Source organism: Pseudomonas sp. P5_B2 (assembly GCF_056400445.1).
In genome coordinates this window covers 1-1,730 of the sequence record NZ_JBFULH010000774.1, presented here as the reverse complement: position 1 = coordinate 1,730, position 1,730 = coordinate 1, and the positions used below count along the sequence as shown (strand labels likewise).

The window sequence follows — 1,730 nt, the reverse complement described above, 5'->3', positions numbered from 1 at the left end:
GCTCTGTATTCCCGATTTGGTGTGGGAAAAAGATACTCGAAAGCCGTTGATACTTGTAGGAGCGGCTTGCGAGCGACTGCATCGACACGGTGCATCAGGCATCCGTGTCATCGTTGATCGCCTGCAAGCGGTGCTCCTTCAGGAGGCGCGTTTCCTTAAGCGGCTTGCTGAAACTGCTGCCGATACTGGTTCGGCGACAACTCAGTGTGCTGGCGGAACAATCGCGCAAAGAAGCTCGCATCGTCGTAACCCACCTCATAGCTGATGGTCTTGATGCTCTTGCGGCTGCCGGATAACAGGCCCTTGGCGGTTTCGATGCGCAATCGTTGCAGGTAATGCAGCGGCTTGTCGCCGGTCGCGGTCTGGAAGCGGCGCATGAAGTTGCGGATGCTCATGCCGTGTTCGCGAGCCACGTCTTCGAAGCGGAACTTGTCGGCGAAATGCTCTTCGAGCCAGTGCTGGATCTGCAGGATGATCACATCCTGGTGCAGCTTCTGGCCGCCAAAACCGATACGTCCCGGGGAATAGCTGCGCTGTACTTCGTAAAGGATATCCCGCGCCACGGCTTGCGACACGTTGGCACCGCAGAAGCGCTCGATCAAGTAGACGTAAAGGTCRCAGGCCGACGTCGTGCCGCCTGCACAATACAGGTTGTCGGCGTCGGTCAGGTGTTTGTCCTGATTGAGGTGAACCTGTGGGAAGCGCTCGGCGAAGGCGTTGAAAAAGCGCCAGTATGTGGTCGCTTCCTTGCCATCGAGCAAGCCTGCCTCGGCCAGCCAGAACACCCCGGTAGCCTCGCCGCACAACACCGCCCCGCGGGCATGTTGCTCACGCAACCATGGCAGGACCTGTGGATAACGTTTGCAGAGTGTGTCGAAGTCATCCCAAAAGGCGGGGAGGATGATGATGTCGGTGTTTTCCAGGCCACCGTCTACCGGAATGATCACATCGCTGAAGCTATTCACCGGTTTGCCATCGGGACTGACGAGTCGGATTTCGAACGACGGTGTCAGGCCTTGGCCCAGTTGTTTGCCATGGCGCAGGCTGGCCATATGGAAAAAGTCTTTGGCTTGCAGAAGGGTGGAAGCGAAAACCCGGTCGATCGCCAGGATGCTGACGCGCCGCAGGGGCGTGGAGACTTGCTTAGACATAATTCAACTTTATTTTTATAGGAGAAAGTGGTCATCAAACGGCTGGATCGTCTTATTTTTTGTCTGATGTGTCCAGTGTCCTGTGTCGAATGCGGGGCTTAGTCTCTGAACATCAACTCATCTAACAATAACGACAGGTGCCGCATGATCCCCAGAACCTTGTTCAGCTCCGATCACGAACTTTTCCGTGACAGCGTGCGAACGTTCCTCGAGAAAGAGGCTGTGCCGTTTCATGGGCAATGGGAAAAGCAAGGTTATATCGACCGCAAACTCTGGAACAAGGCAGGGGAGGCGGGAATGCTGTGTTCGCATCTGCCGGAGGAATACGGCGGGCTGGGAGCGGACTTTTTATACAGCGCGGTAGTGATCGAAGAAGTCGGGCGCCTGGGGCTGACCGGGATCGGTTTTTCACTGCATTCGGACATTGTGGCGCCGTATATCCTGCATTACGGCAGTGAAGCGCTGAAGCACAAGTACCTGCCAAAACTGGTGTCTGGGGAGATGGTCACGGCAATCGCCATGACCGAGCCCGGGGCCGGCTCCGATCTGCAAGGGGTGAAAACCACGGCGGTATTGGAT

Annotated in this window: 2 protein-coding genes; one reads left to right on the top strand and one right to left on the bottom strand. The window is 56.4% G+C overall.

All coding sequences use genetic code 11. The annotated features are described in order from the left end of the window. Positions 1-155 precede the first annotated feature (155 nt). Complete coding sequence (locus tag AC1DRJ_RS26635; RefSeq protein WP_477804779.1) at positions 156-1,052, bottom strand: GlxA family transcriptional regulator; 897 nt, start codon at positions 1,050-1,052, stop codon at positions 156-158. A gap of 243 nt (positions 1,053-1,295) precedes the next feature. Between AC1DRJ_RS26635 and AC1DRJ_RS26630 the strand changes: the two genes are divergently transcribed. Further along, the coding region (locus AC1DRJ_RS26630; RefSeq protein WP_477804778.1) for an acyl-CoA dehydrogenase family protein at positions 1,296-1,730 on the top strand (435 nt) is incomplete at its 3' end.